26 protein-coding genes, 7 tRNA genes and 1 pseudogene are annotated in these 24115 nt (G+C 41.3%); 30 read left to right on the forward strand and 4 right to left on the reverse strand.

Going from position 1 to position 24115, the window contains the following annotated elements:
* The first annotated feature begins 62 nt into the window (after window positions 1-62).
* From DWW77_RS17275 to DWW77_RS17305, 7 genes are all read left to right on the forward strand, one after another.
* Window positions 63-136, forward strand: a tRNA-Asp gene (locus DWW77_RS17275).
* A gap of 29 nt (window positions 137-165) precedes the next feature.
* Window positions 166-238: transfer RNA gene (locus DWW77_RS17280), tRNA-Val, on the forward strand.
* 8 nt (window positions 239-246) lie between these two features.
* Window positions 247-328 (forward strand) — tRNA-Tyr (locus DWW77_RS17285).
* A 7-nt stretch (window positions 329-335) separates the two neighbouring features.
* Window positions 336-408, forward strand: a tRNA-Thr gene (locus DWW77_RS17290).
* 15 nt (window positions 409-423) lie between these two features.
* A tRNA-Met gene (locus DWW77_RS17295) sits at window positions 424-497 on the forward strand.
* 5 nt (window positions 498-502) lie between these two features.
* Window positions 503-575, forward strand: a tRNA-Phe gene (locus tag DWW77_RS17300).
* Between the two features lie 65 nt (window positions 576-640).
* Window positions 641-713, forward strand: a tRNA-Lys gene (locus tag DWW77_RS17305).
* Between the two features lie 318 nt (window positions 714-1031).
* Here DWW77_RS17305 and DWW77_RS17310 read toward each other — a convergent pair.
* Complete coding sequence (locus DWW77_RS17310; protein WP_118609221.1) at window positions 1032-1451, reverse strand: DUF3592 domain-containing protein; 420 nt, start codon at window positions 1449-1451, stop codon at window positions 1032-1034.
* A 129-nt stretch (window positions 1452-1580) separates the two neighbouring features.
* Between DWW77_RS17310 and DWW77_RS17315 the strand changes: the two genes are divergently transcribed.
* Window positions 1581-5594, forward strand: a complete 4014-nt coding sequence (locus tag DWW77_RS17315; protein ID WP_118609222.1) for a carboxypeptidase regulatory-like domain-containing protein — start codon at window positions 1581-1583, stop codon at window positions 5592-5594.
* On the opposite strand, the gene DWW77_RS17320 is transcribed toward DWW77_RS17315, so the two are convergent.
* Entirely contained in the window at window positions 5558-6775 is a 1218-nt protein-coding gene (locus DWW77_RS17320; protein WP_118609223.1) for a metallophosphoesterase, read from the reverse strand. The genes DWW77_RS17315 and DWW77_RS17320 overlap by 37 nt on opposite strands.
* 221 nt (window positions 6776-6996) lie before the next feature.
* Between DWW77_RS17320 and DWW77_RS17325 the strand changes: the two genes are divergently transcribed.
* From DWW77_RS17325 to DWW77_RS17360, 6 genes are all read left to right on the forward strand, one after another.
* Entirely contained in the window at window positions 6997-7818 is an 822-nt protein-coding gene (locus DWW77_RS17325; RefSeq protein WP_182431242.1) for a SpoIID/LytB domain-containing protein, read from the forward strand.
* 165 nt (window positions 7819-7983) lie between these two features.
* Window positions 7984-8952 (forward strand): M23 family metallopeptidase, encoded by a 969-nt coding sequence (locus DWW77_RS17330; protein ID WP_118609231.1) that lies wholly within the window; start codon window positions 7984-7986, stop codon window positions 8950-8952.
* A gap of 255 nt (window positions 8953-9207) precedes the next feature.
* Window positions 9208-10188, forward strand: coding sequence for a LacI family DNA-binding transcriptional regulator (locus DWW77_RS17340; RefSeq protein WP_021652887.1), 981 nt, complete (start codon window positions 9208-9210; stop codon window positions 10186-10188).
* A 542-nt stretch (window positions 10189-10730) separates the two neighbouring features.
* Entirely contained in the window at window positions 10731-12650 is a 1920-nt protein-coding gene (locus DWW77_RS17345) for a PTS sucrose transporter subunit IIABC (protein ID WP_118609226.1), read from the forward strand.
* A gap of 1 nt (window position 12651) precedes the next feature.
* Window positions 12652-14079, forward strand: a complete 1428-nt coding sequence (locus DWW77_RS17350; protein WP_118609227.1) for a glycoside hydrolase family 32 protein — start codon at window positions 12652-12654, stop codon at window positions 14077-14079.
* Window positions 14080-14511: 432 nt separating this feature from the next.
* A complete protein-coding gene (locus DWW77_RS17360; protein ID WP_118609232.1) occupies window positions 14512-14754 on the forward strand; it encodes a GIY-YIG nuclease family protein in 243 nt (80 codons plus the stop codon).
* 99 nt (window positions 14755-14853) lie between these two features.
* Here DWW77_RS17360 and DWW77_RS17365 read toward each other — a convergent pair whose 3' ends face one another.
* Window positions 14854-15669 (reverse strand): sensor histidine kinase, encoded by an 816-nt coding sequence (locus DWW77_RS17365; protein WP_118609228.1) that lies wholly within the window; start codon window positions 15667-15669, stop codon window positions 14854-14856.
* Complete coding sequence (locus DWW77_RS17370) at window positions 15666-15992, reverse strand: hypothetical protein (protein WP_147419600.1); 327 nt, start codon at window positions 15990-15992, stop codon at window positions 15666-15668. Before DWW77_RS17370 ends, DWW77_RS17365 begins: the two co-directional genes overlap by 4 nt.
* 191 nt (window positions 15993-16183) lie before the next feature.
* Here DWW77_RS17370 and DWW77_RS17375 point away from each other — a divergent pair, with 191 nt between their 5' ends.
* From DWW77_RS17375 to DWW77_RS17445, 16 genes and pseudogenes are all read left to right on the forward strand, one after another.
* Window positions 16184-16321: a hypothetical protein gene (locus tag DWW77_RS17375; RefSeq protein ID WP_199579967.1), complete on the forward strand. Its 138-nt coding sequence runs from the start codon at window positions 16184-16186 to the stop codon at window positions 16319-16321.
* On the forward strand, window positions 16284-17381 hold the full coding sequence (locus tag DWW77_RS17380) for an RNA-guided endonuclease TnpB family protein (protein ID WP_118609230.1): 1098 nt from the start codon (window positions 16284-16286) through the stop codon (window positions 17379-17381). The genes DWW77_RS17375 and DWW77_RS17380 overlap by 38 nt, the downstream gene beginning before the upstream one ends.
* A gap of 344 nt (window positions 17382-17725) precedes the next feature.
* A complete protein-coding gene (locus DWW77_RS17385) occupies window positions 17726-18196 on the forward strand; it encodes a hypothetical protein (protein WP_015524970.1) in 471 nt (156 codons plus the stop codon).
* Window positions 18197-18221: 25 nt separating this feature from the next.
* Window positions 18222-18485, forward strand: a complete 264-nt coding sequence (locus tag DWW77_RS17390; RefSeq protein WP_015524971.1) for a hypothetical protein — start codon at window positions 18222-18224, stop codon at window positions 18483-18485.
* Between the two features lie 391 nt (window positions 18486-18876).
* The gene (locus tag DWW77_RS17395) at window positions 18877-19272 is read left to right on the forward strand and encodes an ArpU family phage packaging/lysis transcriptional regulator (RefSeq protein WP_015524973.1); all 396 of its coding nucleotides are present in this window, start codon (window positions 18877-18879) and stop codon (window positions 19270-19272) included.
* Window positions 19273-19281: 9 nt separating this feature from the next.
* Window positions 19282-19653, forward strand: a complete 372-nt coding sequence (locus DWW77_RS17400) for a hypothetical protein (RefSeq protein WP_059086885.1) — start codon at window positions 19282-19284, stop codon at window positions 19651-19653.
* 276 nt (window positions 19654-19929) lie between these two features.
* Complete coding sequence (gene rd / locus DWW77_RS17405; protein ID WP_015524975.1) at window positions 19930-20094, forward strand: rubredoxin; 165 nt, start codon at window positions 19930-19932, stop codon at window positions 20092-20094.
* Between the two features lie 76 nt (window positions 20095-20170).
* Window positions 20171-20605, forward strand: coding sequence for a bacteriohemerythrin (locus DWW77_RS17410; RefSeq protein ID WP_015524976.1), 435 nt, complete (start codon window positions 20171-20173; stop codon window positions 20603-20605).
* A gap of 262 nt (window positions 20606-20867) precedes the next feature.
* Window positions 20868-21017 (forward strand): hypothetical protein, encoded by a 150-nt coding sequence (locus DWW77_RS18160; RefSeq protein ID WP_015524977.1) that lies wholly within the window; start codon window positions 20868-20870, stop codon window positions 21015-21017.
* Window positions 21018-21196: 179 nt separating this feature from the next.
* The gene (locus DWW77_RS17415; RefSeq protein WP_005421604.1) at window positions 21197-21409 is read left to right on the forward strand and encodes a DUF6219 family protein; all 213 of its coding nucleotides are present in this window, start codon (window positions 21197-21199) and stop codon (window positions 21407-21409) included.
* A gap of 3 nt (window positions 21410-21412) precedes the next feature.
* A complete protein-coding gene (gene bcp / locus DWW77_RS17420; protein ID WP_005421605.1) occupies window positions 21413-21868 on the forward strand; it encodes a thioredoxin-dependent thiol peroxidase in 456 nt (151 codons plus the stop codon).
* Window positions 21868-22614: a peroxide stress protein YaaA gene (gene yaaA / locus DWW77_RS17425; protein ID WP_005421606.1), complete on the forward strand. Its 747-nt coding sequence runs from the start codon at window positions 21868-21870 to the stop codon at window positions 22612-22614. The genes bcp and yaaA overlap by 1 nt, the downstream gene beginning before the upstream one ends.
* 89 nt (window positions 22615-22703) lie before the next feature.
* A pseudogene (locus tag DWW77_RS17430) lies at window positions 22704-22904 on the forward strand (rubrerythrin family protein); the annotation flags it as partial.
* Between the two features lie 183 nt (window positions 22905-23087).
* On the forward strand, window positions 23088-23462 hold the full coding sequence (locus DWW77_RS17435) for a desulfoferrodoxin family protein (protein ID WP_015524981.1): 375 nt from the start codon (window positions 23088-23090) through the stop codon (window positions 23460-23462).
* A gap of 94 nt (window positions 23463-23556) precedes the next feature.
* A complete protein-coding gene (locus DWW77_RS17440) occupies window positions 23557-23715 on the forward strand; it encodes a rubredoxin (protein ID WP_005339874.1) in 159 nt (52 codons plus the stop codon).
* Window positions 23716-23869: 154 nt separating this feature from the next.
* Window positions 23870-24115: SDR family NAD(P)-dependent oxidoreductase (locus DWW77_RS17445; protein ID WP_286188041.1), on the forward strand; the 246-nt coding region annotated here is incomplete at its 3' end.

Raw genomic sequence — 24115 nt, forward strand, 5'->3', positions numbered from 1 at the left:
CAAAGAGTTTGATTAACGATCAACAAGCATGTATGTAGTTTTTAAGGTACAAACCTTAAAATGGCCCAGTGGCTCAGTTGGTTAGAGCGCCGCCCTGTCACGGCGGAGGTCGAGAGTTCGAGTCTCTTCTGGGTCGTTACAGCTTAGCTGTAATGAATTAAATATGGGATCTTAGCTCAGCTGGGAGAGCATCTGCCTTACAAGCAGAGGGTCATAGGTTCGAGCCCTATAGGTCCCATAGATTATGGATGGATTCCCGAGTGGCCAAAGGGGGCAGACTGTAAATCTGTTGGCACCGCCTTCGAAGGTTCGAATCCTTCTCCATCCACTTAAATGCCGATGTGGCTCAATTGGCAGAGCAGCTGATTTGTAATCAGCAGGTTATCGGTTCGAGTCCGATCATCGGCTTTTAACATTTAATAACGCGGGGTGGAGCAGTCTGGAAGCTCGTCGGGCTCATAACCCGAAGGTCATAGGTTCAAATCCTGTCCCCGCTACTTATGCCCAGATAGCTCAGTTGGTAGAGCAGAGGACTGAAAATCCTCGTGTCGCTGGTTCGATTCCGGCTCTGGGCATGTTTTAATGTAAAACATACGAACGGCTGGTTAGAAAAAGCCTGGGCATGTTTTAATGTAAATATGGGGTATTAGCTCAGTCGGTAGAGCACTTGACTTTTAATCAAGTTGTCCGGGGTTCGAATCCCCGATGCCTCACTTTTTAAGTGGATCAGATAAATTCCCATTTATTGCTCAAGGCAGTAGGTGGGAATTTTGTTTTATATCTGTGCGAGTATAGTATAAAGGAAGACGGTTACGTTGTGATTCAGCGTAACCGTCTTTTTTATATCATAGAAAATTACTTACTGACGAACGAATCAGCAGAGCCATCGAGTAGGATTTCAATGGTAGAAGTATGTCAATGCGATAAAAAAATATTATGGACATTTTCGACAAAAAATGTTCACTTTGCGACAAATTTGACAAAGTTCAAGAGATAAAAATGTTATATAATTAGAGCATAGCTGTACAGTATTAAGACTTTATCATAAGAATGAGCAGGAAATCTGTTATGATCAGGATTACCAGGAAGACAATACAGATGGTCATAGAATAGATATTCTGGATCTGGTTTGGATTCTGCGGATCACATTTAATCTGAACATGCTTTCCGGGGGCTTTGCCGAGGCGTAAAAACTCGATTCGGTCAGCTGTGTAGTTTTGTTCCTTATAGGTGTAAGAGTACTTCACATAGTTATGATAATTGGAACTATGAGGCTTGTTAGGATTATTTGAGCGGTTGACAGATGATATAACAGCATCTACAGGTACGTAATCATGATATTTTATGGCGGAACAGATAGTTATTGCCAGAAAAAAAACAGTTCCGATTACGCAGCAGCCCAGAATAACCGGTAAAATTTGGCGTGCTTTTGGATTTACGGTGACACTCATGATTTTTCTCCTTTCTTGGTTGATAGTCTGATAATTTACGGGGAATTAATTATAAATGATTTCGAATGATCTCGAAAATTTATAATTGGTGAACATTATAGCATAGTACAGCAGAAGGGAAAAGTGCTTATGAAGAGAAAAAGTGCATCAAAAAAATTGCTGCCGCTGATGCTGATCCTGATGTTGATCTTAGGAATCAGCATGCCAGCAAATGCAGCTGTAAATCCCAGACTGAACAGTACAAAAAAGGTTTTGTACGTGGGAAAAACATCTCAGTTAAAGGTTGTAAATTGGAAGAAAGCCGTGAAATGGTCTTCTTCCAATAATAAAGTTGTAAAGGTTTCGTCAAAGGGAAAGATAACGGCTGTGAAGACCGGAACCGCAACAGTAAAGGCCAGAATTGCCAAAAAGACATTAACCTGTAAGGTTACAGTAAAAAGCCCGGGAATGTCAGTGAAAAAAGCCGTATTGTATGTAAAGGGAAAAAGTCTGCAGTTAAAAGTAAACGGTGTTTCGGGAAAGACGGTATGGAGTTCTGCCAATAAAAAAATCGTTAAAGTCAGCTCTAAGGGAAAAATAACAGCAGTAAAAACTGGAACAACAGTGGTTAAGGCTAAAATAGGAAAAAAAGTGTATACCTGTAAGGTTACGGTAAAAAATCCTTATCTGTCTGCAAAGAGCTTAAAATTTGTATGGGGAACAGCGAATACGTCCAGGAAGCTTTCGATAAAGGGTGATGTGATCAAAGCTGCCTCAAGTTCAAATACAAAGGTTGCCAAGGTAAAAAAAGATGGTACGGTTTCTGTAACAGGAACAGGAAAATGTACAGTAACCTTTAAAGATTCCAAGAAGAGAACATATCGATGTAAGATAACAGTTGTGAAACCAACACTGAAAAATCAAAAAGCTACGCTGGAAGAAGGGGAAAGTATCCAGCTTGGTTTTAAGGAAAAGGGTGTTAAAGTAAGCTGGTCATCTGCTGATCAGAAAATTGCAACAGTAACAAAAACAGGTGTTGTCCAGGCAGTCGGAGAGGGAAATACATCGATTGTTGCCAAAGTAAAAGGAATAAAAATCTTTGCAAGGATTTTTGTTACGAAAAAATACGTGCAGGATTCCGGACATGAATACACCAGAGGTGAATGGGTAAAACTTCTTCTGGATAAAGTTGGCTGCAAGTATGAAGAGCAGTTTGACAGCAAAAATTATTATTATGCTGATACCAGAGAAAATGAAAATGGAATCGCAGCAGAAATTGCAAAAACTATGGGAATCATACCCGATGAAACCGATGAGCAGGATGTTCCATATTTTTATCCTGACGAATATGCAACAAGAGAGTTTGCCGCATATACAGCAGTAATGCTTATGGGATATGAAACTACGGATGAAGAACCGACATGTGCAGATGCGGCTCAGATCAGGTATAAAAATGTTGTAGCTATTGCACTGAAAAAGAATATGCTGTCTCTGAATGGAGATACCTTTGAACCGGAGAAGGCAATTAACGGAAATGATGCAGCTCAGATCTTAAAAGCTATCGACCAGATCACTGAGGACTCAGTAATCGATGAGAATTATGACAGCAAGGTTACCTATGCAACAAATGTAGTTGAAGTCAAAGATACTTCCAAAAATATATACAATGTTGTCCAGAACAGTGACGGAACTTATACGATCACAGTAAAAGATGGAAATGCTTATAAAAATCTGGAAACCGGAAAGGTTGTACTGTTTTCTGCAAAGGAAATGGGAACAGATACAGATATTGCATTAAAAGTCCAGAATATCACAAAGGACGGACAGGGACGTCTGATCATTAAGGCCGGCAAACCGGATGATATTTCAGAGGTTTACAAATCAATTGATTTTGAAGGTGCAGGAATTGCAGATCCGGAAAATATGCAGGTAACTGCAGAGGGCGTTCAATATGAGTATATTCCGGAAAATTCAAGTGAGGTGCCGGCAGGAGGACTTACTCTCGGCGGAAGTATTCCGGTTCCAGGTAAATTGAAATTTGATCTTAATCATAAATTTAATGATAAGGTGAAGCTGTCCGGTTCTGTTGCTGTTACGATTCCGGATGTAAGCTGTAAGCTGGATGCCGGATTTAGCTGGGGAAAGATAGAGGTAAGGCATTTTATTGCGTCAGTTACAGGAAAAGCTGATTTCGAAGGCGGACTTTATATAAGTGGCGTGAATTCAGAGCAGCAGATCAAACATGCAAGTGGAACTATGGAAACAGTCAGCGATGTACTTGAACTGGGACGAGTTCCTATAAAGCTTGGTACAACTGGTCTTTCTGCAGATCTGGTGGTTTCTCTGTTTTATGATGTGTCCGGGCAGTTTGTTGTGAAATATTCCGTTGAAGCAACTGGCGGATATGAATTCAAAGATGGAAATGGAAGATTTATCCATGATTTCAGTCAGACTTTGACACCGGTCACAATAGAAGGATCTGCGAAATGCGGTCTTCAGTTTGGATTAAATCTGACTGCATTGGAGACATGGGATCTGGCGGGAATTGATATTAAGGTAGGACCTGCGGCAAAGGCAAGCGTATCCTATACAGTTCGTGATGCCGGAAATGTGCTTTGTTCTGATGTAAGAACCTATATTTACGCAGCGGGTGAGTTGAATCCGGATACGGTGGTCGGAAAGTTCCTGAAAACGGTATGGCATTATACGTTGTCCAAGGATTTTCTGTCTGATGATGACGATAATCCACTAAAATTGAAGGTTCATTTTGAAAATGGAACACTGGTAGATAAATGTACAGTCGGAGCCGGAAGCATTGAGGGAAGCGTTTTGGATTCAAACAGTAAAGCTCCTGTAAAAAATGCCAGCGTGGAAGCATATTCCGGAACAGTCAAGGTTGAAAAAACTTTCACGAAAGAAGATGGAACTTATTCATTTAATGATCTTGATGAAGGAACCTACAAAATTGTTGTCACAGCAACCGGTTACCAGAAATATGAGAGCAGTTCCATGGAAGTATCAGCGAACCAGATCACATACGCAGAATCTTTCCTGATGGTATCCAGAGCAGAAGCCGGAGATGGTGAGCTGAGTGGAAGATTTATTCATTCCATGACCGGCGGAAATATAGAAAATGTAACTTATGAATTACGTAAGGGCTGGGATAATGTGATCGGAGAGACTGTGAAAGAAGGCGTATCAGCAGATGGAACCTATACGTTGACCGTGCTAGCCGGAAACTATACGCTGAATGCAAGCAATGAAGATTTTGTTTCTGCCCATATCAATGTTGTAGTTCAGGCAAATGCATGCAGTGAACGTGATGTAACAATGTCACCGACCAATATCAGTGCAGGAGATGAGGGACTTCTTCAGATCGTGCTTACATGGGGAGAAACTCCGCGAGATCTGGATTCTCATCTGCTGGGACCTGCTGATGAAAACGGAGATGACTACTTCCATGTATACTATAGGGATAAAAATGCATATTCAGAGGATGGAGATGTAATAGCAAATCTGGATCTGGATGATACAAGCAGCTATGGACCGGAAACAACAACCATATACAAAGGCTTCACCGGAAGAAAATATAGCTTTTATGTATACGATTATACAAACGGTGAAGATGATGCGAGTACAGAATTATCTGCTTCGTCAGCCAAAGTAACCGTTTACCGGGGTGGAAAACAGATCTACCAGGCAAATGTACCGGTTAACAGGGAAGGATACCTGTGGCATGTATTTGACTATGATGTGCAGTCAAACAAGCTTATGCCAGTCAATACCTTTGTATATGATTATGAAGTGCCGGAAGCAAATGCAATGGAAGATAATTCAGGCATTATTTCAGAAACAGAAGCCCTTGAGATCATCCGAAACAGTGAAAAGAAAGCTGAAGAAGAGAGCAGCGAGGAACTCAATATGAGTTCTGAAGAAGGAAAGACGGACGATAATACTGAGGAAGAGATATTTGATGATTCCAGTGAAGAGCCGGAGATATCAGAAAGTGGTGATACGGCTGAAGTAATTGAGTTTCCGAAGGACTCTGAAACGGAAGAAGAAAATGACGGAACAGAAATAACAGAAGAGGATAGTGAGAGTGCGGAGGAGCTGCCGGTGGAAGATATTTATGAGGGATCAGAGGAGTTAGGTCTGGCAGGATAAAAATGTACTGTGATCGAACAGATCTCGCTGTTTGTGGCAGTACGCATATTCGGGCCCCATATGCCGGCACCGGAGGTAACGATGTTGTGCATAGTCCCCTTTTTCAGGTAGCCGCAGGAATTTTCCCAGACCAGGCCGGTGATGATGTCCAGAGGGAACAGCTGGCCGTCATGAGTATGGCCGCAGAGATCAAGGTCTGCGCCTGCGGCTGCCACTTCATCCAGCTGACCGGGCTGATGATCCATAAAAATAATCGGGAGTGTTTTGTCAAGGCAGGCTGTAAGCTGGTCAGGATCCTTACGGGTGTCGGACATTTTTCGGCAGCGTGAAGGATCCTTACGGCCTGTCAGATAAAACCGTTTATCTATGAGGACGGTTTCGTCATCGAGAAGCCGGATGTTGGAAGATTCCAGAAAATTCCGCATTCTGGGATCATCATAATCTTTTTTTGCATTGCGGAAGGTAAAACCGGCCAGAATCGGTTCGCTGAGATCATGGTTGCCCCAACAGGCATAAACGCCGTATCTGGATTTCAGCGAACGGAGAATGGCCGCTGTTTTTTTCGGGTTTTTGATCCCTTCATATTCGTTATCAAAAATATCGCCGGCAATACAGATCAGATCCGGATCTTCGGCGTTGATCTTTTTTACAAGAAGCCCGGCATGTTTTTCTCCGATACTGTAACCGAAATGAATGTCTGCGAGCAGGACAATCTTCAGGGAGTCCATTCCCTTCACCTGCTTGTCTATTTTCACATCATAAGTTTTTGTCTTAATATTCCACTGATTAAAAATCCCATAGAGACTGACACCAATGATCAGAAGGGTGCAGACAGCGCCTGTGACTACGAAGGCTTTCCGGGAATACATCCAGGCCGGATGAAGCGTATGCTTCAGGATCAGTCTGCAGAGATCTGTAGTTACGATTACGATCAGGATGTAAAGAAATGTTCCCTGAAAATAATTTGCCGTATTTTTCAGGAAGCGATGGAGCGCAGGGGGCTTCCGGATGAGAAAACAGGTCAGAAGAGAAGTGGACAGAAAAATATAAACACCTGCAAAGCATGCCCGGAACGCAAAGGTCTGAAAAAAATGAGTGCAGGCACCCATCCACAAAATCATCCAGCGGACGATATAAATATTAATGAGAATATATAATGGTGCGAGAAAGATGGCAAGCATGGTGTGTGATACCTCCATTCGTGGCAAGCAGTAAGCGGTGAGCAGGACTGATCGCTGCAGATACTTTTTGGATTGATATATAGCATTTCCATAAATTACTGCAGCATGTTCGGAATAACTTTTTTGATGCATTGATTCATAGAACTGCTATAGTATACAGCAAATAATAATTTTTGGCAAAAGAACATATATTAGGAAAAAGAACGCTTATGGTGCTTTTTATGAAAAAATATGCGCTTCTTCGATATTGTCTGGTGTTTTTAGCAATTGTTCTTCCTTATTTTTCGGCGGCAACCATTAATGGACCAGAGAGGGTCCTGGCAGAGAGGGTGCCGGATATGGAAGAATATCTCCCGGTCATTGTTTTTTCGCAGATTTCCCCGGATATGAAAAAAGAAACCATAAAAGCGCAGACTGTGATCGCACGGTCGAATATTCAAAGGTGGCTGGGAGAGGGAAAAAATCTCGCAGAGATTCTGAGGGAAAACGGAAACACAGAGGAAGTCTGGAGATATTTTTTTGCAGAAAAAAGGCAGATCTATGAGCAGGCAGCAAAAGAGACGGATGGACAGGTACTTACATATGAAGGAAAAGTGAGGCTGACTCCCTGGCATAAGAGAAGCGCAGGGAAAACCCGCAGCGGGGAAGAAGTTTTTCATGATGAGGCGTATACATATCTGAAATCGGCAGATAGCAGTGAGGACAAAAAATCTCCGGATCATATAAAAATCGTGGAAATTCCTGCTGGGCAGCTTTCCGGGGAGCTGAAGATCAAAAAACGGGACAGTGCCGGTTATGTGACAGAGCTTACGATTGGGGAAACACTTCTGGAGGGAGAAAGCTTTGCAGCGGGAATGGGACTGGAATCCGCGAATTTCAGTTTGAAGAAAAAGGATGATATTTATTATCTGCGAGTGCGTGGTAGCGGTCATGGTGTGGGATTTTCCCAGTTTGGTGGAAATGAGATGGCAAAAAACGGAAGCAGTGCGGAGGAGATCCTGAAAAAATATTTTCCGGAGATGGAGCTGAAAGCTGAGGATTAAAGAAAGTCAGGCATCCGAAGCAACGTCTGATAAAAAAATATTCAAAAAATGAATAGACAGCCATATTCTGGACACTCTATAGATATAGAAATGGTGACCGAAACGGCAGCTTTACTGTTTTTTCTGTTACTGAAAATGAACATATCAGACAGAGGTGGAAAGAATATGAAAAGTAAAATCGTGAGAGGTATTATCAACGGAGGTGTTCTGGCAGCAGTGGCGGCACTTGGGATTACTGTTTATCAGCTTGGAACAAAGCCCATCGCAGAAAATCCCCAGGAGGAAAATTCTGTACAGGTAGAAGAAACCGGGCTGGAAGAGGAGCTTTCGGACGGGGAAAACGCAGAGGATGCGGCAGCTGCCGGAGATGGCTGGCAGGATGCAGCACAGGATGAGATCTCTGATGGAGAAACCGGAGATGAAGCAGGTCTGTCAGGAGCTTCAGAAGCCGGAGCAGATGGAGTGACAGGAAGCATCCGTGAGACTGCAGGAAGTGGTACAGCCGAAAATGCAGCGGCAGATGCAGATAATGGAAGTGGTACGGATGATAGGAGCGTGTCTGCGGCGGCAGGTGCAGATAGAAGCCGCACAGATGGCACTGGAAATACAGCAGATAATGCCGGAAATACATCGGCAGAGGGAGCAGTGAATAACGGAGCTGGAGCTTCCACAGATACCGCAGAGACCTCAGCTGTCGGAATTGCGGCACAGGCTTTGGATTTTACGGAGGATTCCATTATGGAATGGCCGGTCAGAGGAACGGTTCTTGTGGATTACAATATGGATGAAACCGTATATTATCCGACTTTGGATCAGTATCGTGTAAGCTCTGCCATTGCTTTGCAGGCAGTGGAGGATGCGCCGGTGTATGCGGCGGCTGATGGTCAGGTGCTTTCTGTTGTACAGGATGCCTGCACGGGAACGACTGTCACTATGGAGTTGGGAAATGGTTATCAGGCAGTATACGGGCAGCTGAAGGACCTTACTGTGGCAGAAGGTGACACAGTAAAGGAGGGTGAAGTGATCGGAAATATCAGTGCACCTACCAAATATTATTCTGTAGAAGGCCCGAATCTTTATTTTGCAATGAAAAAGGATGGCGTGCCGGTAGATCCGTTTGAATATCTGGAATGACAGGGAAAACCGAAAAACAGATATGCCGGGGAGATTTTTGGAAACAGAGTATGGAGGATACGGGATGGGAGGTATATGCATCCCGTATCCTCTGCGTTGTGAAGCGTATTAGTGAGAACGGAGTGAGCAGTAATAAAAATTTCCATTTACATAGGAAAAGAATCTTTTTTACAGGAAAGAAACCGTGTATAATCTATATTATAAATATGCATACAAGGACAGATATAACAGGACAAAAGAAGAGGTACATAAGTTATGAACATTAATGAAATAGCCAGGCTTGCCGGAGTTTCCAGAGCTACGGTATCCAGATATTTGAATAATGGATATGTCAGCAGTGAAAAAAAGGAAGTCATCCGCAGGGTAATCCAGGAGACAGGATATCAGCCATCCTCCCAGGCACAGACACTGCGGACCAAAAAAACCAGTCTCATCGGTGTCATCCTTCCAAAGATCAATTCAGATACCATAAGCCGTGAGGTGACAGGGATCAGTGATATTCTTACACGGAGAGGATATCAGCTTATTCTGGCCAATACCAATAATGATGTGGAAGAAGAGCTGAAATACCTTTCTCTGTTTAAAGAACGTCAGGTGGACGGAGTGGTTTTTATTGCTACCATGTTTACCAGAAAGCATAAACAGATGCTGAAGGATTATAAGGTACCGATCGTGATCCTGGGACAGCATCTGGACGGATATCCATGTATTTATCAGGATGATCATAAAGCAGCTTTTCAGGTCACGGAGAAGCTGGCGGAGAAGGGGAAAAAGTTTGCCTATATCGGCGTTACAGATAAGGACGAGGCAGTTGGTGCCTGCAGGAAAAAGGGTTTTATGGATGCTATCCATAAAGCTAAGCTGGAGGTCGTGCCGGAGAGGATGAAGATCGGAAGCTTTACCATGGATTCTGGGTATGAGATGGCGAAGGAGCTTTTTGAGGAGGAGCCTTCCATAGATTCTCTTGTGTGTGCTACGGATACTATGGCGGTGGGAGCCATGACTTATTTGAAGGAGATCGGGCTTCGCATTCCCGAGGATGTTCAGATTGCAGGGATCGGGGATGGAGTTCCGGGTAAGATCGTGGAACCGAAGCTGACAACGGTACATTTTTATTATAAGACCAGCGGAATGGAGGCAGCAGCCATGCTGGCTGATCTTATTGAGAACGATACCGGGATCAGCAAGGAAATAAAAATGGGATGTGAGCTTGTGGAACGGGAATCTCACAGGTAACAGAGAATATCCTCGCAGACAGAGGAAGAAATTATAAGTTATTGTGGAACAGGAGCAGATCTTTTGGGAGAAAAAGACCTGCTTCTTTTTGCGTGGTGCTGTGTTATGGCTGAGCAAACACAGAAAAATGCCAGATTTTTTCTGCGATGTCCTGACTGGTTTGTCTGTCTTGCATCTGTTCTTATGGAATATGTACAATTTTGACCGAAGAAATTTGTGAGATGTTGCGGATTTACAAATAATAATGCAGTAGTTATAATACAAGTAAGATATGAGAACGATTCCACATAAGAGCGCAAGCAACAACATAAAACAAACCATTGAAAAGTGCTAAAATCATCAAAAAACTTAAAAAAATGGAAAGATTACCGTTCCTTGTATGAATAGATATATGAAATCAATCTCATAAATAAATGAAAAACAATGGATCAGAGATAATAAATCCCGGGAAGCTGAAGAAAGAACAGACAGATCTGATCCGAAGAAAGGGAAAGCAGAAAGAGATGACTGTCCGGGAACAGTAGCAGAAAAGGAGGAAGGACATGGATTACAGAAAGACAGCACAGGAAATCTATGATCATGTAGGAAAGAAAGAAAACATCATTTCCGCGGCGCACTGTGCAACAAGGCTTCGTCTGGTCATTGCGGATAATGACAAGGCGGATAAGGAATATGTAGAGAACATCGACGGTGTGAAGGGCGTGTTTTTCGCACAGGGACAGATGCAGATCATCCTGGGAACAGGAGTTGTAAACAAGGTTTATGATGAATTTATCCAGATCGCCGGAATATCAGAGAGTAGTAAGGATGAGCTTAAGAAGGTGGCAGCATCCAAGGCTAATCCGATACAGAGACTGATCAAGACACTGGGAGATATTTTTGTCCCGATCATCCCAGCTATCGTAGCCAGCGGATTTTTGATGGGAATCATGGAAGCCCTGAACTTCATGGTAAACAACGGCTTCCTGAATATTAACACCAATGGTTCCATTTATGTATTTGCACAGCTTTTCAGTAACACAGCGTATACATTTCTGCCGATCCTTATCGCTTACAGTGGTGCGAAGGTATTCGGTGCCAACCCTTATCTGGGTGCGGTTATCGGTATGATCATGATCCATCCAAATCTGCAGAATGCCTGGACTGTTGCAACAGAGGGTGTGCAGGCAACACAGAAGGTATGGTTTGGACTTTACTCCATTGACATGGTGGGATATCAGGGACATGTGATCCCGGTTATCATTGCAGTCTGGGTACTGGCACAGATTGAGAAGAGACTTCATAAAGTCGTACCTGCAATGTTCGATCTTTTTGTAACACCGCTTGTCAGCGTTTTTGTAACCGGCTATCTTACACTTTCCATTATCGGACCGATCTTCGTAGCTGTTGAGAACGGACTTCTGGATGGGATCCAGTGGCTGATCGCACTGCCATTTGGAATCGGAAGCTTTATCATGGGTGCCTTTTATGCACCGACTGTTGTTGCCGGTGTTCATCACATGTACACTATCATTGACCTTGGACAGCTGGCCAAATTCGGCGTTACCTATTGGCTGCCACTTGCATCTGCAGCTAACATTGCACAGGGTGGTGCAGCTCTTGCTGTAGGCCTGAAATCCAGAAATCAGAAGATCAAATCCATGGCTGTTCCTTCTGCCTTAAGCGCATGCATGGGAATCACAGAGCCGGCAATCTTCGGTGTAAACATCCGCTTCGGAAAGCCGTTTATCATGGGCTGCCTGGGTGGTGCATGCGGAGCACTTTTTGCCTCCATTAGCAGTCTTGGTGCCACAGGAACAGGTGTTACCGGTATCTTCGGAATCCTGCTGTGCCTGAATAATCCAGTTGGTTATATCCTGATGTTTGCCATCGCATTTGGTGTGGCTTTTGTGCTTACCTGGATGTTCGGATATAAGGATGAAGTACAGGAAACAACTGAAAAAAATATTGAAGCAGAGAAAAAATCAGATGCTCCGGCAGAAATTGCCCAGGAGAAAACTTCAGAGACAGGTGCACAGACCCTCTACAGCCCGCTTGAGGGAACTGCGATTCCGCTTTCAGAAGTAAAGGATGCAACCTTTGCATCTGAAGTCCTTGGAAGGGGCATGGCAGTGATTCCGTCCAAAGGTGAAGTAAAAGCACCCTGTGACGCTACGGTTTCTACAATTTTTGACACAAAGCATGCCATCGGGCTTGCGACAGAAAGTGGTCTGGAGCTGCTGATCCATATCGGCGTTGACACCGTTGAACTTGGCGGTAAATTCTACACCGCTCATGTAAAGGACGGTGACGTGGTCAAAAAAGGCCAGACACTGATCACCTTTGATATGGATGCTATTAAGGCAGCCGGCTATGATGTGACCACACCGCTGATCGTAACCAATACCGATGATTATGAAGAAGTAAAAATGCTTGCAGAAGGAACAGTAAATAATGGTTCTGAAGTACTGGAGGTAAAATAAAATGAGTTCTCTGACCAAGGTACTTGCAGAGGAAGTGCGAAAAATCGAGGAAACGGCAGCAGTTGATAGGACGATGCAGACAAACCGTCTGACCCATCATCTGATGCCGCCTGTGGGATGGCTCAATGACCCGAACGGATTATGCTGGTACAAGGGAAGATATCATGTGTTTTTCCAGTATTCTCCGTTTGAGGCCAACGGTGGACTGAAATTCTGGGGACATTACTCCAGTGAAGATATGATCAGCTGGAGATATGAAGGGGTTCCGCTTCTGCCGGACAGCATTTATGACTGTCATGGTGTTTACTCAGGCTCTGCCATTGCGGAGAAAGATAAGCTTCATCTTTTCTACACAGGAAACATCAAGATGGATGGAGATTATGATTATATCAATAACGGAAGGCAGTCCAGCACTCTTCATGTGGAGAGTGCGGACGGCCTTCATTTCGGAACAAAGGAGGTTGCAGTTTCCTGCGAGGATTATCCGGAGAATTACACCTGTCACATCCGTGACCCGAAGGTCTGGAAGGAGGGGGAAGAGTACCGGATGATCCTTGGCGGCCGTCAGAAAAGCGACCATGGCGCCGTACTTTTTTACAGATCCGAAGATCTGAAGAACTGGAAATTTGACGGTGAGCTTACTACAGAAAAGGCATTCGGATACATGTGGGAGTGCCCGGATTTTTTCACTCTTGAGGGACAGGAGGTGCTTTCTGTATCTCCCCAGGGACTGACCAGAGAAGAGTTCCGTTTTCAGAACATCTATCAGTCCGGATACTTTATCCTGAAGGATGGAAAGCCGGAGGAAAAAGCTTTCCGGGAATGGGACCACGGCTTTGATTTCTATGCACCCCAGACATTCCAGGATGGAAAGGGCAGACGGATCCTGATCGGCTGGATGGGAATGCCGGATGCAGATGAGGAGTATGTGAATCCTACAGCAGAGAGCGAAGGCTGGCAGCATTGCCTGACTGTTCCAAGGGAAGTTACGTATAAAAACGGAATGCTTTATCAGTATCCGGTGGAAGAACTGAACGGGCTGAGAAAGGCTGGCGTTTCTGCCAGCGGTTCCAGCGCGGAGATTCCGGTGAATGGACCGTTTGATCTGGATGTTCAGGTAAAAGGTGAGCAGGGTAAAGTAAGCCTTGGGGAAAATCTCTTCCTGGAATATCAGGACGGAGATGTGATCTTAACTCTCTCCGAGAAGGCCGGTGCCGGACGAAAGGTACGTAAGGCGCATGTTCCGTCCGGTGTGATCGAAAGCATCAGAGTTCTTGCGGATACTACAGCTGTGGAGATTTATGTGAATGGCGGAGAGGTTGTTTTTGCTACCAGATATTATCCGGAAACGCAGGAGCAGGCTGTGAAGTTGGAGGCTGTGGAGTGTGATGGGAAGATTTATGTGCTGAAGAATTATGTGATGGAGTAGGCAGAGCTTATTGATCGTGAAATACAGCAAGATCAGAATATGAATACCTATAGAGCAGCTATGCAGTGAATTCCATATTCACAGAAATAAGAAATGACCGTATAATAAAGCAGGTGGGAAAATCCGCAGCCGGAATCCCGACCTGCTTTTATTTTTTTGATGTAAGTGAAATACATGAATTGTGCCGGCTGCTTGAGGATAGAAGGACGGCTGCTGAAGAAATGCTGGTGGCTGTCTTTACATAGAAAGAATGCGGCCGACTGGATGTTTGTTTTACAGGAGAGGAAATATCACGGAAGACAGATCACACTGTCCAGAAAAGTGTTCAGATATTTGTTTTACAGGAAGGCAAATATCAGGGTTGATGTTACTGAAGATGTACTGGCATTTGGCATTGTATTGCATAAATTTTTTACAGAAGAGGAGACTGCTATGAACTATACATACATCGTGCAGTGTGCGGACGGCACGCTCTACACCGGCTGGACAAACTGCCTTGCCAGGCGGATGAAAGCGCACAATGAAGGCAAGTCAGGTGCCAAATATACCCGGGCCAAGCGGCCGGTGAAGCTGGTGTATTATGAGGGCTTTGCCACAAGGGAAGAGGCCATGAGCCGGGAGTACCGGATTAAGCAGCTGACCAGGGAGAAGAAGCTGGAGCTGATGAGGTTTTGAATTTTGATAAACATTTTGATATTTCAAAAGGCTTCAAATGTGTGGAGCATTATGCAGCGGAACTGAAAGATAAGGATATGTATGTTCTGCTGAATCTTATCAGTATCTCAGCATAACAACTGAATCAAAGGTATCCCCATTGTCGATCCACTGACAGCTGCCATCATTTTTTTCACAGATATCTTCAATTATGGACAGGCCGAATCCATGGTTGAGGATATCTTTTTTTGATGTTTTGTGGTTGAATGGTCGTGCCGGATCTTTGCTGTTTTGCATGTGGACAGTAAGAAAACCGGCGGACATTTTTGATGTTACAGAGATAAACGGTGCTTCAGAACCGGAAGCGTTGCAGCTTTCTATTCCATTATCCAGCAGGTTGAAAAATATACTGCTCAGTTCCGAAGAGGGAATATTGGATTTCTCCGGAAGAAGAACCTCGTAGGTAACTTTGATATTTTTCTGCATGGCAAGAAATCTTTTGTCCGCAAGGATGGCGTTGATCAGGCTGTCCTGGCAGATGGGATGGAAACGTTCTCTCTGAAAATCATCGGTGATGGCTGGCAGGTAGTCCTGGATCTTATCATATTCGTTGGTTTTCAGGTAATTCTGAAGTGTCTGTAGTTTCTGAATGGTAGTCTGCTGAAATGCAAGAGTCTCTTGTTTTCTGGAAACAAACAGCTGTTCCTGTTCTTTCTGTAACTGTTCTTGTTTTTGAAGAGCCTGAAATTTTTCTTCTTCCTGAGCATTTTTAAGCGATCGTCTGGCAAGAAGGTAGATCCTGCGGTAAGTGAGGACCAGAAAAAAGAGAAGCATTATCTGGCAGAACAGAACATATTCCTGCAGCAGAGCTTCCAGGAAAAAAGATGCTTGAACACAGAAAAGTTCTATAAAAAGAATAACAAAGTCTCGTTTCATAAAGTCCTCTTTTCCGGCGGAAGTTCTGAAAGAATCGTTTCCAGATATGCATCTGCCTCATGATATTTTTTTGCGCGGATCAGATAATTCAGTGAAAAAAGATGGTTTTCCATATCGTGATTCCATTTTCGCACAGATCGATATTCCTGTTCCATTTCGGTTGTATATTCCAGCTGTTTCTGAAGAAAGCTCATCTGCTGAACCAACAGTTCGTGTTTTTTTTCTCTGACAGAAATGTTGTGAAAAGCCCTGGCTATGATCAGACAGCAGAGAAGATTGAGAAACCAGTACAATACGATCAGCCATTTTAACAAATGTAGCAAGAATTCTCCCACCTCTTCAGGTGGTGAGATGAATTGCATATCTGAGCATATCTGCTCAAAAAAATCTCTATAGTATAAAAGAAACACTTGTTCTCTCTTCCCTGATGTAGTATACTGAAAAGAACAATTAGTTCATAAATACATATCCGTCGATATAAGAAAAAGGATGATAAATATAATGGAGTTAGACCATGAAAGATGCATTCTGGGGTCAGATCTTCGGTCTGCTCAGTGCAGGCGGAGCAACGATTGAAACGATACGGCAGTATATAGAAAGCCAGGGTGAGAAGAATGAACCGCGCCGTAAAAATAAGGATCTATCCAAATAAAGAGCAGAGAGTTCAGATAGAGCAAACAATCGGCTGCAGCCGCTTTATCTATAACCAGATGCTTGCAGATAAGATCAGCTATTACCAGAAAGAAAAAAAGATGCTCCGGAACACACCGGCCGGATATAAAAAGGAATATCCATGGCTGAAGGAGGTGGATTCCCTTGCCCTGGCGAATGCGCAACTGCATCTGGAAAGTGCGTTCCGGAAGTTTTTTCGGGAACCAGCCTGCGGATTTCCACGTTATAAATCAAAGAAGCATGCAAGAAATTCATATACGACCAATGCACTAAACGGAAATATCCTTTTGCAGGATACCCATCTGAAACTTCCAAAGATGTCCGTCATAAGGATAAAACTTCACCGTCAGATTCCATCAGACTGGAAACTGAAGTCTGTAACTGTGAGCCGTGAGCCATCCGGGAAATATTTTGCCAGCCTTTTGTTCTGCTGTGAGAACCAAACAGTGGAAAAAAGACCGGCAGAGAGATTTCTTGGGATCGATTTTGCCATGCAGGGAATGTGTGTATTTTCTACAGGAGAAAGAGCCGGGTACCCTATGTTTTACAGAAAAGCAGAGAAAAAACTTGCAAGAGAACAGAGAAAGCTCTCCCACTGTGAAAAAGAAAGCCGGAACTATCAGAAACAGAAAAAAAGGGTAGCTTTATGTCATGAAAAGATAAAGAACCAGAGAAAAGATTTCCAGCATAAGCTCAGTAGGGAGCTTGCGGAAAGATATGATGCAGTATGTGTGGAAGATCTGAATCTGAAGGGAATGTCCGGAGGGCTGCACCTTGGGAAAGGTGTGCAGGATAACGGGTACGGGCAGTTTCTGTTCATGTTGGGATACAAGCTGGAAGAATATGGAAAACATCTTATAAAAGTAGACCGTTATTTTGCATCCAGTAAGATCTGCAGTGTATGCGGACATAAGAAAAAGGAACTGGCATTGTCGGACAGAATGTATGTTTGTGAATGTGGAAATAGGATAGACCGGGATGTGAATGCAGCAGTCAACATCCGTGAAGAAGGAAAAAGAATCTATAAAGAATGTGCCTGACGGCACAAGAAAAAAATCCGTAACCGGATAAACATAAAAAACAAAACCGCGGGACACGCGGGGATAGCCTGTTTTAGCTTTGCCCTAAAGGGTAATCGAGCAGGAAGCCCCCACTTCAAAATCGTAAGATTTAAGTGGTGGGAGCATGTCACGTGCTTTGTGGAACAGATTGATATTTACAGGGAGGAATCGTATTTCAGATTCTTCAAGTACATAAGAGTTCACTTTTCGTTGTATTTTAAAGAAAGAGAGACATGGAAACTTTGGAACAACAGCGAAAGTATCTTTGAAAAAGATCAAGGGATTACAATAAAATGATATGTAAATGAAGAGTAAGGGGAAAAATGCTGATTACGGATATTATTAACATTTTGGGGAATGAGTTTAGTAGTATATATTGCGTAAATCGTCAAGATCAGTACATTCAGATTTATAGACATCTAAATGAAAACACAGAGTTAGATGAATTAATGAACGAGAAGAAAACATATGAAACCGTAATACAAAAGTATATAGAGACCAATGTATTTGAAGAAGACAGAAATAAAATGCTGGTTGCTACGGATTTTAATAATATATGCAAACAACTGCAACTGGTCTCACAGTTCACAATACATTACAGGATAAAAAATGGTAATGATATTTTGCGTTATCGTATGAAATGTGCAAGAATTGGAAATGCAGATACATTCGAAAAAATAGTGTTTGCGTTTGCAAGTGAGGATTCAGATATAAGATTAGATGAGTTAGGCATTATGAACTTGAGCAGCACCGGTGAGAAAAGAAAAAGCATCTTTTCTCTGCTTATTAAGTGATGATTGTGAGCTGGATCATCGGAGAATGGACAATGTTATTAATGAGTTTGTAGAGAATGCTCCGATTAAAGGAATAAAGATTAAATATGGTATTTACAAAAATATAGATAAGAATCTTTCAATAGCTACCATATATGATTATGCATCTATGGCGGCAGAAACAGTTATGGAAGATTATAATCATGACTATGCGTATTATACAGATGAACTGGCGCAGAAGAGACTTTATAACCAAATGATAGAAAACGATTTTACAGATGCTTTGAAAAATAAGGAGAGATTGGTATAGACGATATTATTTGGATTATTAATCGGCAGGGATAGTCACTTTCCCTTTATATTCCTGCAGGTTTTACATAAGAAGATGGATTTCGGTCAGCAAAGGCAGCTCCCACAATGCCTTTTGGATATCCGCTTCTGCAAGTTGTAGTAAGTAATTGCTTCCCATCAAAATCATGGGGAAAGCGAACTGGTCTGAAAGACCGCCAGTTAGTGTGATGATGATAAGGAGATTTTGAAACTGATGACAGACAGAGATTATGCAATTAAATCAGTGAAAGAAATTACCTTCCATATGGCAAGTCATGCACAGGATTAAGACATTATACTGATATTAAAGAACTGATGACAAGCTACCAGAAACTGATTTTAGAAAACCAGTTGTATTGGAAGAACTGGATATGGAGTGCCAGGAGAAAATCAATGAAGATATGGCATATGCATTGAGTTATCTGAGCATTTATAACAATCAGCTGAATGTGCCAAAGATGCACCGGGAAATGAATAACCTGATGATCATTTATGGCTTGTCTGATATGATCTATCGTGGAATGACACTGGTGAAGTTCTATGCACCGAATGGTGTGATGCTCAGTGAAATCCTTCATTCCTGTTTTTGCAGTCATTATAATAAGACAGATGTGGAAGTACAGCAGGAGCTAGGAATAGGCAGGACTTCTTTTTATAAAATGAAGAAGCAGGCACTTGGATATTTAGGATTTTATTTTTACGAGATCGTGGTACCGCAGGCAAAGGATAAAAGATTTAAACCGTCACTGGGCGTTGAGGAAGAGTAGGTGAGTAATATGAGATACGAAGATTCGATGAAAGGTGTAGCTGATCAAATAATCAAAGAACAGCAGCGAGCCAGTAAAATTAAAAACAATCCAGAAGAGTTCCATTGGCATGACGAATATGCAACGTTGAATTTCTTTCGGTTTATCTGCAAAAATATCGGTAACTTGAGAAATGGAGAAATTGAAAAAATGGTCACACGTTTAAAGTACATAGATCAGAAAGCAGTGGAAAACCATGTGAATGGTGCTGTTTGGGCATTTGATTATGATAAGATGTTCTGTGTATTGATGGAAAATGAAATTTGTCGAAAGGTGTGTGAAAAGAATAAATATAACAGTTGGATGAATCTGATGGGACAGTATTGTGTTTCAAGGACTTAAAGACGAAGAAAGTTGTTGGAGAGAAATAATTTCCAGCAACTCTGTCTTTAATGAATAGAGTTCATTTTTTTATTCAACTATTCCCATGATATATACAATATGTAAATGTGCAATTCAAATATCAGTTTATGCTAAGTGCAAAAATAATAATAATTACTATTATTGACAAAAGAATAATTATCATGTATAATACAGACATACAAGAAACAAAGTGTTAGAAAAATTGCTAGGAACTTGGTAACAAAAATAAATCGACATTGAAAATGGAAAATGACTATGAAAAAATATGAATGTGAACCATGTGGATATATTTATGATCCGGCAGTAGGAGATCCAGACGCCGGTATCGCTCCAGAAACTGCATTTGAGGATATTCCAGATGACTGGACATGCCCAATCTGCGGATTAGGAAAAGATGTTTTCGTTCCTGTAGAAGACTAAGCAGAAAATGCAGGTACGAAACTGCCAGACATTAAAAGAGCCTAAGAGAACATATAAAAGAAATGGAGGTCAAATTATGACTTACGATTTAAACATTACCTTTGATGACAATTTAGTAACAGGAAATAAAACAATCGATACACAGCACAAAGAATTGATTGACCGTATCCAGAACTTTGTAACTGCCTGTCAAAATGGCGACAGCAAAGTAAAAGCAATCAAAATGCTGGATTATCTGGATGAATATACTGACTTTCATTTCAAAGAAGAGGAAAAGCTTCAGGAAAAATCCGGTTATCCAGAGCGTGAAAAACATTATGAAAAACATGAAGAGTTTAAAAAGACAATTCAAGAACTGTATGAATACCTTCAGGAGTATGAAGGACCAACAGATCGGTTCAGTGAACTTGTACAGAAAAATGTAATCGACTGGCTGTTTGGACACATTAAAACATACGACCGCTCTGTGGCAAAATTTATCTTTATGAAACAAAATCCAGACCGATGCTAAAATAAACCAGGGAACGAGTTCACTCAGAATGTAGACAACGTGATGAAGTAAATTAGGGGCTGTCACAATGCAGCCCCTTTCCTGTTATAGCGATATTCTAGGTAATATATTGCGCTGGCATGACATATTATTTTACTACTACTATATGGGAAGAGCAAGCAGCTCTTCTTTTTTTTGTCCTTTTTATCCAATTTTAAGTTGTAAAGTCTCTTTTCATTCGACAAAATTCTCCACAGACAGAGGATATGCGACGAGCATTGATATGAACATCTATTTATGGAAAGAGGATATTGAAGACGGGGAATCGGTAATGACAGCCGAATATAGACCTGTAGAATACGGAAAGGACTATGATGTTGTCAATAATCCTGATAAATTTCAACTATATATAGATGGAAAAGAGATTAAATAGTAATCTCCTGAAAGCAAGCTTTTTGTCAATTATTTCAAAGAAAAATTAAAGGATAACAATACATAGTTTTGACAATGATATTTTGAAAAAATTTATAGGAATGCTCTATTATCAAATTGACATAGGAATATGGTAGCGTATAATTAGAATTGAATACACTGAAAAAATGGAGGAATTACATGAAAGCACATAAATATTGGTCAGTAGGAGCATTGATCACAATGCTTGGGACTTTTTACACTGGATATAAAAAGCAAAAATCAAGTCACAAATACTTTGCTTTAAGTTCTATGTTATGTATGGTAATGGCGATATATACAGGTCATAAAATGATTACCGGGAATAGGAAGAAAAAGGCGAATAAAGAGAAAGATACAGAAAGGGAGGGATAAATAATGTTGGAAGTAGGGGTTAAGGCACCGGATTTTGAGTTGCCAGATCAAAATGGGAAAATACATAGATTATCGGATTATACAGGAAAAAAAGTGATTTTATATTTCTATCCCAAGGATAATACAGCGGGATGCACGAAACAGGCATGTGGGTTTTCTGAGCGATACCCTCAGTTTACCGAAAAAGGAGCAGTTATTCTTGGAGTCAGTAAGGATTCTGTATCCTCTCATAAGAGATTTGAGGAAAAATATGGATTGACATTTACACTTTTAGCAGATCCAGAGCGGAAAGTTATTGAAGCATATGATGTATGGAAAGAAAAGAAAAATTATGGCAAAGTCTCTATGGGAGTAGTAAGAACCACATATCTTATTGATGAACAGGGGATTATTATAAAGGCAAATGATAAAGTCAAGGCTGCAGATGATCCTGAAAATATGCTCAAGGAATTAGATTAATGAAGATAATATTATCCCCTGCTAAAAAGATGATTACAGATACTGACAGCATAGCGCCGGATGGATTGCCTGAATTTATTGAAAAGACGACAGAGATACAAAGTTGGTTGAAAAGTAAGTCAAAAGAAGAACTGAAGACTATCTGGAAATGTAATGACAAAATTACAGAACAGAACTTCAATAGATTGGAAAACATGGATCTTTATCATTTACTTACCCCAGCTGTCTTATCATATGAAGGAATTGCTTTTCAATATATGGCTCCATCCGTGTTTGAGGACAGTCAATTCGAGTATGTACAAAATCATTTGAGAATAATATCTGCATTTTATGGTGTGCTAAAACCAAGGGATGGTGTGACACCTTATCGTTTGGAAATGCAGGCGAAGGTTGGAATAGGAGAAACAAAAAATCTGTATGAGTACTGGGGAGATTTATTATACCGCTCAGTGATTGATAACAGCAGGATTATAATCAATCTGGCATCGAAAGAATACTCTAAGTGCATAGAAAAATATCTGACACGACAGGATAGATACATTACGATTACATTTTGTGAGTTATCAGGAGATAAACTGGTGACAAAAGGTACATATGCTAAGATGGCCCGTGGTGAAATGGTTAGGTTCATGGCTGAAAACAGAATTGAAAATCCTGAGGATATTAAGAAATTTGATAGACTAGGCTATTCATTCCGCTCTGATTTATCATCAGATGCAGAATATGTTTTTGAACGGAAAAAATGATGATTGAATGATTATTTTAAATAAAAGGTAATCAGTAATATTGATTATTATAATAATAGTAATTATTACTATTATCTATTGACAATAAACAGATTGAGATGCACCACGAAGAGAGATATCGTGCACTTCTTAAGAATATTGAAACTGCACAGGTGTTTGAAAAGAGTGAAGTTAAGGTATGGGAATGCCGTAACTGTGGACATGTTGTGGTAGGAACAAAGGCACCTGAGATATGTCCAGTATGTAACCATCCACAGAGTTATTTCGAAATACGTGAAGAGAACTATTAAAGAGAAGGAGATTATTACAAAGAAGAAAGTGATTATTAAAAAAAGCAGTAATGATAGGCTGTGGCTTTGTTGGTTCTGCATCGGTTGGTAAAGAAGCATTAAAGTTTAAGAATCGACGGATGCTTTGAAGAAAGTTATAGAAACAATTGGATTTTAAATTTTAAACATAGGAAGATAAAAAAGATGGAAGTAAAATATTATGTATGCAATCATTGTGGAAACATTATTGAAATGTTAAAGGATCAAGGCGTACCAGTAATGTGTTGCGGAGAGGCTATGCATGAGTTAAAAGCTGGAGTGACAGATGCTGCTGTTGAGAAGCATGTACCTGTATATACAGTGGACAAACAGCATGTACATGTTGTGGTCGGTGAAATAAAACATCCAATGCTTGATAATCATTTCATTGAATGGATTACACTAAATACAAATCAGGGTATTTATAGAAAACAGCTAATTCCAGGACAGGAACCTATTGCGGATTTCTGCCTCTGTGATGGAGAATATGTAGAAGAAGTATACGCATACTGCAATCTTCATGGACTCTGGAAATGCTAAAAACACTTGACTTTCGTGCTAAGATTACAAAATAATTCAGATACAACAGTAATATATGCTGTGTATTAATATATTTATAAGGAGGAATAAACTAATGAAATATGTATGTGACGTTTGCGGATGGGAATATGATGAAGAGGAAGGTTATCCTGAAGGTGGTATTGCACCAGGAACAAAGTGGGAGGATGTTCCAGAAGATTTTGAATGCCCATTATGTAATGTTGGAAAAGATCAGTTTTCAGAAGTTGAATAGAAGCCTAATCTTGTGTTAAATACAGATGGATAAACCAAAACCCTGGTGCGTGAGCAACAGGGTTTTTTATTGCGATATTTTGTGATGATATCACAGAAAATAATCTACCTTTTGCTTATAATGTAGTTAGAAACTAAGTAAGGAGGTAGTCTAAATGAGATTAAAAGATAAAGTTGCAATCATTACGGGTGGAAGCCGTGGTATAGGATTTGCTACAGCTGATAAATTCTTGAAGGAAGGTGCTTCAGTTGTGTTGGCAGCAAGTTCACAGGAATCGGCAGATGTTGCTGTAGATAAATTAAAAGAAAAATATCCCAATGCAATAGTTGCTGGAATTAGCCTGCAAATTCTGCTCGAACGGTACGCCTATTCTGAAATCAGCGGTACATTCATTCTAATT

Source organism: Ruminococcus sp. AF17-12 (assembly GCF_003479245.1).
GTDB classification, from domain to species: Bacteria; Bacillota; Clostridia; order Lachnospirales; family Lachnospiraceae; genus Blautia_A; species Blautia_A fusiformis.

Coding starts and splice junctions, on each gene's coding strand:
- DWW77_RS17320 (WP_118609223.1), bottom strand. CDS start 6,775: ATGCTTGCCATCTTTCTCGCACCATTATATATTCTCATTAATATTTAT.
- DWW77_RS17360 (WP_118609232.1), top strand. CDS start 14,512: ATGAACTATACATACATCGTGCAGTGTGCGGACGGCACGCTCTACACC.
- yaaA (WP_005421606.1), top strand. CDS start 21,868: ATGAAGATAATATTATCCCCTGCTAAAAAGATGATTACAGATACTGAC.
- DWW77_RS17330 (WP_118609231.1), top strand. CDS start 7,984: ATGAAAAGTAAAATCGTGAGAGGTATTATCAACGGAGGTGTTCTGGCA.
- DWW77_RS17380 (WP_118609230.1), top strand. CDS start 16,284: ATGAACCGCGCCGTAAAAATAAGGATCTATCCAAATAAAGAGCAGAGA.
- DWW77_RS17310 (WP_118609221.1), bottom strand. CDS start 1,451: ATGAGTGTCACCGTAAATCCAAAAGCACGCCAAATTTTACCGGTTATT.
- DWW77_RS17415 (WP_005421604.1), top strand. CDS start 21,197: ATGAAAGCACATAAATATTGGTCAGTAGGAGCATTGATCACAATGCTT.
- DWW77_RS17440 (WP_005339874.1), top strand. CDS start 23,557: ATGAAATATGTATGTGACGTTTGCGGATGGGAATATGATGAAGAGGAA.
- DWW77_RS17385 (WP_015524970.1), top strand. CDS start 17,726: ATGCTGATTACGGATATTATTAACATTTTGGGGAATGAGTTTAGTAGT.
- DWW77_RS17340 (WP_021652887.1), top strand. CDS start 9,208: ATGAACATTAATGAAATAGCCAGGCTTGCCGGAGTTTCCAGAGCTACG.
- DWW77_RS17435 (WP_015524981.1), top strand. CDS start 23,088: ATGGAAGTAAAATATTATGTATGCAATCATTGTGGAAACATTATTGAA.
- bcp (WP_005421605.1), top strand. CDS start 21,413: ATGTTGGAAGTAGGGGTTAAGGCACCGGATTTTGAGTTGCCAGATCAA.
- DWW77_RS17375 (WP_199579967.1), top strand. CDS start 16,184: ATGAAAGATGCATTCTGGGGTCAGATCTTCGGTCTGCTCAGTGCAGGC.
- DWW77_RS17400 (WP_059086885.1), top strand. CDS start 19,282: ATGAGATACGAAGATTCGATGAAAGGTGTAGCTGATCAAATAATCAAA.
- DWW77_RS17325 (WP_182431242.1), top strand. CDS start 6,997: ATGAAAAAATATGCGCTTCTTCGATATTGTCTGGTGTTTTTAGCAATT.
- DWW77_RS17365 (WP_118609228.1), bottom strand. CDS start 15,669: ATGAAACGAGACTTTGTTATTCTTTTTATAGAACTTTTCTGTGTTCAA.
- DWW77_RS18160 (WP_015524977.1), top strand. CDS start 20,868: ATGAACATCTATTTATGGAAAGAGGATATTGAAGACGGGGAATCGGTA.
- DWW77_RS17315 (WP_118609222.1), top strand. CDS start 1,581: ATGAAGAGAAAAAGTGCATCAAAAAAATTGCTGCCGCTGATGCTGATC.
- DWW77_RS17390 (WP_015524971.1), top strand. CDS start 18,222: ATGGACAATGTTATTAATGAGTTTGTAGAGAATGCTCCGATTAAAGGA.
- DWW77_RS17350 (WP_118609227.1), top strand. CDS start 12,652: ATGAGTTCTCTGACCAAGGTACTTGCAGAGGAAGTGCGAAAAATCGAG.
- rd (WP_015524975.1), top strand. CDS start 19,930: ATGAAAAAATATGAATGTGAACCATGTGGATATATTTATGATCCGGCA.
- DWW77_RS17410 (WP_015524976.1), top strand. CDS start 20,171: ATGACTTACGATTTAAACATTACCTTTGATGACAATTTAGTAACAGGA.
- DWW77_RS17395 (WP_015524973.1), top strand. CDS start 18,877: ATGGAGTGCCAGGAGAAAATCAATGAAGATATGGCATATGCATTGAGT.
- DWW77_RS17345 (WP_118609226.1), top strand. CDS start 10,731: ATGGATTACAGAAAGACAGCACAGGAAATCTATGATCATGTAGGAAAG.